Annotated in this window: 6 protein-coding genes; 1 reads left to right on the forward strand and 5 read right to left on the reverse strand. The window is 34.4% G+C overall.

Features of this window, described 5'->3' with window-relative positions; genetic code table 11:
* Window positions 1–110: 110 nt before the first annotated feature.
* The 4 genes from QQZ16_RS22870 to rlmD all read right to left on the reverse strand — a co-directional run bounded on the left by QQZ16_RS22870 (window position 111) and on the right by rlmD (window position 5,383).
* The gene (locus tag QQZ16_RS22870; RefSeq protein ID WP_031540241.1) at window positions 111–935 is read right to left on the reverse strand and encodes a DEAD/DEAH box helicase family protein; all 825 of its coding nucleotides are present in this window, start codon (window positions 933–935) and stop codon (window positions 111–113) included.
* A gap of 12 nt (window positions 936–947) precedes the next feature.
* The gene (locus QQZ16_RS22875; protein ID WP_284561831.1) at window positions 948–2,822 is read right to left on the reverse strand and encodes a site-specific DNA-methyltransferase; all 1,875 of its coding nucleotides are present in this window, start codon (window positions 2,820–2,822) and stop codon (window positions 948–950) included.
* 64 nt (window positions 2,823–2,886) lie between these two features.
* The gene (locus QQZ16_RS22880) at window positions 2,887–3,741 is read right to left on the reverse strand and encodes a hypothetical protein (RefSeq protein WP_284561832.1); all 855 of its coding nucleotides are present in this window, start codon (window positions 3,739–3,741) and stop codon (window positions 2,887–2,889) included.
* A 250-nt stretch (window positions 3,742–3,991) separates the two neighbouring features.
* The gene (rlmD, locus tag QQZ16_RS22885; RefSeq protein WP_031537453.1) at window positions 3,992–5,383 is read right to left on the reverse strand and encodes a 23S rRNA (uracil(1939)-C(5))-methyltransferase RlmD; all 1,392 of its coding nucleotides are present in this window, start codon (window positions 5,381–5,383) and stop codon (window positions 3,992–3,994) included.
* A 268-nt stretch (window positions 5,384–5,651) separates the two neighbouring features.
* Between rlmD and QQZ16_RS22890 the strand changes: the two genes are divergently transcribed.
* Complete coding sequence (locus QQZ16_RS22890) at window positions 5,652–5,792, forward strand: hypothetical protein (RefSeq protein WP_155986746.1); 141 nt, start codon at window positions 5,652–5,654, stop codon at window positions 5,790–5,792.
* Window positions 5,793–5,917: 125 nt separating this feature from the next.
* Here the strand turns inward: QQZ16_RS22890 and QQZ16_RS22895 are convergent, their stop codons facing one another.
* Window positions 5,918–6,376: an RrF2 family transcriptional regulator gene (locus QQZ16_RS22895; RefSeq protein WP_031537450.1), complete on the reverse strand. Its 459-nt coding sequence runs from the start codon at window positions 6,374–6,376 to the stop codon at window positions 5,918–5,920.
* Window positions 6,377–6,507 lie beyond the last annotated feature (131 nt).

The raw sequence follows: 6,507 nt of genomic DNA on the forward strand, positions 1-6,507 counted from the left end.
TCCAATGGGAAATAAATTAATTAGATTTTAAAGGTTAGAAAATGTTCAATCTTATAAAAAGATAGAAAACTCTCACCTGCATTTTAGAAAAACGTGCATCTTTTAAAGTGCTATGAATATTTCAGGTCGACTTCTATTTTCTTTACCAACTTCATATCGTAAGCTTGAACTGGTCCTAAACGATATAGTCGGTTGTACAGTTTTCTGTGAGTAGCTGAATATCGTAATGTACACAGAGGATTCAATGATTGAATAGCATCCTGTGCCTGTTTGCTTTCCATGTTTTGTGGTTCATCAATAATTAGAATAGGATTTGTAGTCTGAATAAATTCAATCGGTTTCCTTCCTGAAAGTTTATCGTTCTCCTTATGAATGATATTATTGTCTTTTTTATTAAAAGCATCAATATTAATCACCATAATTTGTAATTCCTTGGAACTAGCAAACTGACGTAACAAGGAAACCCGACTAGAATCGTAAACCCAATAGTCAAAAGGTTTCTTTCCGTATATTGTTTGGAAATGATCTTGTGTAATTTCTAAGTTTTTTAGAACCCCTTCACGAATAGCGACACTGGGAACAACGATAATAAATTTAGTAAATCCATACTTTTGATGGAGCTCATGAATGGTTCGTAAATAAACATACGTTTTTCCTGTTCCAGTCTCCATATCAATTGAAAAATGCATTCCTTGAAGTTTATCGATAGGGGATATTTTATTTTCTTCTTGAATTGCTTGAACATTTTTCAGCAACTGCGAATCTTCTAGTAACAGTTGGTTACCAGTTCCCAACTCTGATAAAAATCCACCTACCATTCCTGTTAAATCAACTTCATATTGCCCCTTGGCCAATGGCTGTCCATCAAAAACCTCTATAATGGACTTTATTGCATCCAATTGATAGTCCTGATTAGCTTCAAATTGAATTTTCAATTTTATGCCCCCTTAGACCGTTCTAAACTTAATATTTCTTGACTTCATTTCAAGGACTGTATTTGTTTTTAATTCATCTTGTTCATGAAACGCCATATCTAAACAAATTACCTGTTCGGGCTCTTGTTCCACCATCGCTTGAATAAGTTTTTTATTCATTTTATCAATTAAACAAACAAATAATGATTTTTCCGCAACAGAATACACTTTTACTCCTTCGAGCTCAATATCTTCTACATGTGTCGTAAGACTAAATCCTGATTTCAACATAATTTCGTATAAAATATCTAATTCAGTACGTCCATCTTTAACATTTTCCACGAATAAATCTAACTGTTCTTCAATCTGGTCTGGTTGAGTTGCCACTTTTGAACCATCCCAAACTTTAAAATTACTAGAATCTAATCTGAACACTTTAAACCCTAAATCGAGTTGTAGTTCATTATCAAACTGTAATCCCTCTTGCTCCTTTTGCTGAAGCTTATTAATTACTCTACGAACACGTTCTTTTGTGATATCTGCAATTGTCTTATAACCTGCCTTAAATGCTTCACTCTTTTCATCACATTTCTCTGGTAACTGAACACAAATGTATTTTCTGTTGCTTCGATCTTCTTTATTTAGTTCCATTACTGCTTGGGCAGTTGTTCCTGAACCTGCAAAAAAATCAAGTATGATGTCGTTACCTTTACTTCCAAGTTTCAACATTCTTTGAATAAACGATATAGGTTTGGGATAAGTGAAGATATTTTTACCAATAAGTTCGATTACTTCTTTTGTTCCTTGGTCAGTTGTACCAGTCTCAGAGTGCTTCCATAAATTAACTGGTACCATACCCTCCGGAAGTTCAGATAAAAACCTTTTTATTCTCGGAAAATCTTGATCCCTATTTTTACCCCAATAAAATCTATTGTCTGAAAGCATGTCTTCATACTTTTCTTTATTGTATTTCCAAGAGTTAGTGGGATGCTTAAATTCTTTACCCGTATATGGTTTTGTTATTGTATATGCAAGATTTGGCCTTTCGTCTTTAGTCCTTTGACTGACAAATGATACACTAGTCCATGGTCCCCTCGGGTCATTATCAGGATTAGAATAATCTTTATTATTGCTTTCGTTTCTTGGTTCTCTTAAAACTGATAATTTTTCTGATTTCCTATATAAAAGTAGATGCTCAGAAACAGAGGACATCAATTTAGCATCATTACTTCTTCCATACCTTTTTTCCCATATAATATTTGAAATAAAATTCTCTTCTCCAAAAATCTCATTCATTAACAAACGAAGGTTATGAACTTCATTGTCATCAATGGAAATAAAAATTAATCCATCTTCCTTCAATAAATTTCTAGCCAAAAATAAACGGGGATACATCATAGTTAACCACTTAGAATGATATCTACCACTAGTTTCAGAATTAGTAGACTGCTTATTACCCTTTTCATCTACCTGGCCCGTAAACTTTAAATATTCATCCAAACCTTCCCTATAATTATCAGGATATATAAATTCATTACCTGTATTATACGGGGGATCTATGTAAATCATTTTAACTTTACCATAATAACTTCTTTGAAGAAGCTTTAATACTTCTAGATTATCTCCTTCAATAATCATGTTTTCCGTATCATCGAAGTTAATAGATTCTTCAAGATTCGGGCGTAACGTTCCTGTGCTTTGTGTTTGAATATTTTTTATAGATTCATTCTTTCCTGCCCAAGATATACCATATCGCTCTTGATCAGTTTCAACTTGTTCGCCTAGGGCTTGTCTAAACTTTTCGAGGTTTATTTTCCCTTCTGAAAACACTTCAGGAATTATCCTTTTTAACTGCTCGATCTTTTCTGACGTAATATCCAAAGACTGTAACGATAATTTTTCATCCATAGTTTTTCTCCCTCCATATCAATTATAACTTTCCAATAATCACCAACAAATGCATGGTACTTTACTACATTTTAAATTTATTTATTTCACTTGAATACCGATCCTTCATAGAAACATATTCAACAGATCCACCTTCATTTGGAAAACCGATTGTCCTATCTAATAACATATCTATCGTTTCATTTGGATCATGAAATAGCAAACTATATTTACCACAGAGATCAGGCTCATAGGTTTCTTCTGTATACATTATACGAACAAGCATATCCCATTCCCCAACTTGCATACTTAGGAACTCTATATCCTCATTCCTCTTTACAGGAAGTGGTCTAAATTCTCCTCGAAGACTTTTATTAAAAATTGTTATGTCACATATAAAATAGATAACCGAAAGGCTTATATTTGATACAAAGTCATCAACTGTTACCCCTTTAGGTAATATAAAAAAATCAGCTCGTACATTGCTCCTATCATCCATTTCAATAATAAAGTCTTCCTCTCTTTCCTGAACCTCTGTTAAGTCAGAAGTATCAAATTGAGAAGGTATATAAACACTACAGATAGGAAATAGAAAAATATTCTCTTGTTGAACAATCCCCCTATGTCTAGAGCTAAAAATCTTATCGTGATTATGCTTAAAATTAATAATCGGAAGCTTGATTGGATTTTCTCGTTCATCATAATAACCATGCCATGATGCTGAATTTACAGGATTTTCACAATAGATCCTCTCTTTTTCGGTTTGTAAACAAGCTACATCAAAACTTTTAGTTTTAGCTGCAGAATCTATCAATATATCAACTTCACCTTTATTTGAATTATAGCGTAACGGGGTTTCCTTTACTTTCATTCTTAACAATTGTTTTCCATTCCTAACTAATCTTATTAATTTCTTTTTAATCATAACATCGCCTGCCATTCATTTGTTATTGATGCATATTATCCGATCCATAAACTTGCCATTATTATATCAAACATCCTAACTTATTGACTTTGATATCATCAAAATCTGACAAAAAACTCACACAAAAGATATATCTTTAACTAATAGCTAGTTATGCGTAAAAGTAAGACCCCGGGGGTCAAAAAATCCCCCGAACCATTAGTCCGAGGGAACATAAAATACACTTCATATACTGTTGAAAATCGATAAACCTATTGATACTAAACTATTTTAACTCTATCAACGCCACGCACTCGACGTGCGCCGTATGCGGAAACATATCCACCGGCTGCAAATACTCTACCTTATAATCCTTGGATAAATAATCAATATCCTTCGCCAAAGTAGATGGGTTACAAGAAACATACACAAACTTCTTCGGTTTAACCTTTTTAATCGCATCTAATAACTTACGATCACAGCCTGTTCTCGGTGGATCGACTACAACCACATCAGGACGCCACCCTTCTTCTACCCACTTCGGCAGCCAGTGTTCTGCTGTTCCTGTTACATAGGTTGCGTTTTCGATACCGTGTTTATCTGCATTTTTTTGTGCATCTGTAATCGCAGCTTCGATCGTATCCATCCCTCGGACTTCGCTTGCGCCATCTGCTAGCCATAAACCAATTGTTCCAACCCCACAATAGGCATCGGCAATTTTTTCTTGGCCAGTTAAGGCAGCTGCTTTTTTCACTTCATCGTAAAGCTTTACTGTTTGCACAGGATTCAATTGGAAAAAGGCACGTGCTGAAAGTTCGAAATTTAAATCTCCTAATGTTTCTTGAATGACTTCTTCCCCACTTAAGTGGATTGTTTTTTCGCCAAAAATAAGGGACGTTTTGTTACCGTTTATGTTTTGTACCAATGATTTCACTTCTGGTAATCTTTTTTGGATTTCAGCCATTACTAGTTTTTTTCTTGGCATTTCTTTTTGTGTCGTGATAAGTACGACTTGAACTTCTCCTGAATTAAATCCTGCTCTAGTTACAATCGTGCGGACGATCCCTTTTTGTTTTCGTTCATCATAGATTGGGATTTGGAATTCTTCTAAGATTTTGCGAACTTCTTCTGATACTTTGTTCGTTAACGGATGTTGTACCATGCAATTCTGAATTGGAATTAGACGATGGGAATCAAGTCCGTATAGACCTGCAATGATTGCGCCATTTTTTTGCTGTCCCACTTGGAATTGGCTCTTATTGCGATAGTTCCATGGATCTTCCATTCCGATGGTTGGGCGAATATCTAATTTATCGATTTTCAGCTTTGTATGACGTTCTAATGATTGGATAACGATATCCCTTTTTTCCTGTAGCTGCTGGTCATAGGCTAAATGTTGAAGCTGGCATCCACCGCATTGCTCGTAAATGGGACATGGTGCCTGTACGCGAAAGGGGGAAGATTTTCTTATCTTCTTTACCTTTCCTTCCGAAAACTTAGGCTGAACCTTTGTTGCCTCCACTACTACTTCTTCTCCTGGAAGAGCACCTGGCACAAATACAACCTGTCTTTTAAAATAGCCGACTCCTTCGCCATTTATGCCTAATCGCTTGATTGTTAATGGAAAGGTTTGTCCTACCTTCAACTTTGCCACCGTATTTTGCTGTTTATCTTTCATCTATAATAACTCCTATTATCTTCTATTAAAAATTTACTATTATCTTTCTTCATTCTGTCTTCTTCATATACTAATGCTTCTGCGATAAAATATCCAGTTTCTATTATGAGTAGATGTTGAAATAAATTCCCATCTAATAGAAAAAATACATTCCTTAGGTAAATAGCACTGCAAATAATTACATGATTTAGCACTGAGTTAATAGTAGGTTAATAATACTTTTATAGACTAGGGTAGTACGAAAAATTACTTTGTTGAGGTGATTCTTTTGAATTTTAAAAAGTTAACATTTGGAATGATGACCGCTTTACTTTTCACAGGAATGTTAGTTGGCTGTTCTGACCAAAATGATGATCAAACAGAAGATAGGGAAACTGAAACACCAGCAGAGAATGAAACAGAAGAATAAGTAAAGAAATATAAAAAACGCAAAGAAGCTGATTTACCATTCCAGTTTCTTTGCGTTTTCTATTTGGATATTAATTGACTTGATAAATAGAAACGATAGAATACTCAGCAGAATAACACACAAATTCAATCTTCATCTGAACTTGTTTTTTGTTTCATGGCAAAATAGTCTTTTAGCATCACCTGATTTTCCGCTATATCTGCAAGTGTGTATTGGTCCAATACTTTGAAAAATTGTTCTAATGCATTGTTCAGGACATGTTTTAACGAACATACCGGCGTAATCACACATGCATTTTTATCCTCAAAGCATTCAACCAAATAAAAATTCTCTTCCGTTTTGCGAATAAGTTCTCCTATATTGATGTCAGCTGGATCCTTTGCTAAGCGAAAGCCACCGCTTCTGCCTCTAATTGTTTCGATATATCCTAGTTTTCCGAGATTGAAAATAATCTTCATTAAGTGATTTTTTGATATCTGATAAACTTCGGATATTTCTTTTATATTTGTAAGTTTGGACGTTTCTTGTGTTGCCAAATAGATTAATACTCTCAAAGAGTAATCAGAATAATTAGTTAACCGCATAACTCTATCTCCTCGTATAGTAAGTTTATAGTCCTCTTTCGAGGTAATTTCCAATTAAAATATTGTTCTTTGATAATTCTATAGATGTTAGTTCAGATAGTGGGGGGCTAGCCCCCCACTATCTGAAAAAG

The organism is Bacillus sp. T2.9-1 (genome assembly GCF_950097965.1).
GTDB classification, from domain to species: domain Bacteria; phylum Bacillota; class Bacilli; order Bacillales; family Cytobacillaceae; genus Niallia; species Niallia hominis.

What these genes read in the sequence shown, in the direction of transcription:
- rlmD (WP_031537453.1), bottom strand. Translation starts at nt 5,383, where the DNA reads ATGAAAGATAAACAGCAAAATACGGTGGCAAAGTTGAAGGTAGGACAA.
- QQZ16_RS22875 (WP_284561831.1), bottom strand. Translation starts at nt 2,822, where the DNA reads ATGGATGAAAAATTATCGTTACAGTCTTTGGATATTACGTCAGAAAAG.
- QQZ16_RS22895 (WP_031537450.1), bottom strand. Translation starts at nt 6,376, where the DNA reads ATGCGGTTAACTAATTATTCTGATTACTCTTTGAGAGTATTAATCTAT.
- QQZ16_RS22880 (WP_284561832.1), bottom strand. Translation starts at nt 3,741, where the DNA reads ATGGCAGGCGATGTTATGATTAAAAAGAAATTAATAAGATTAGTTAGG.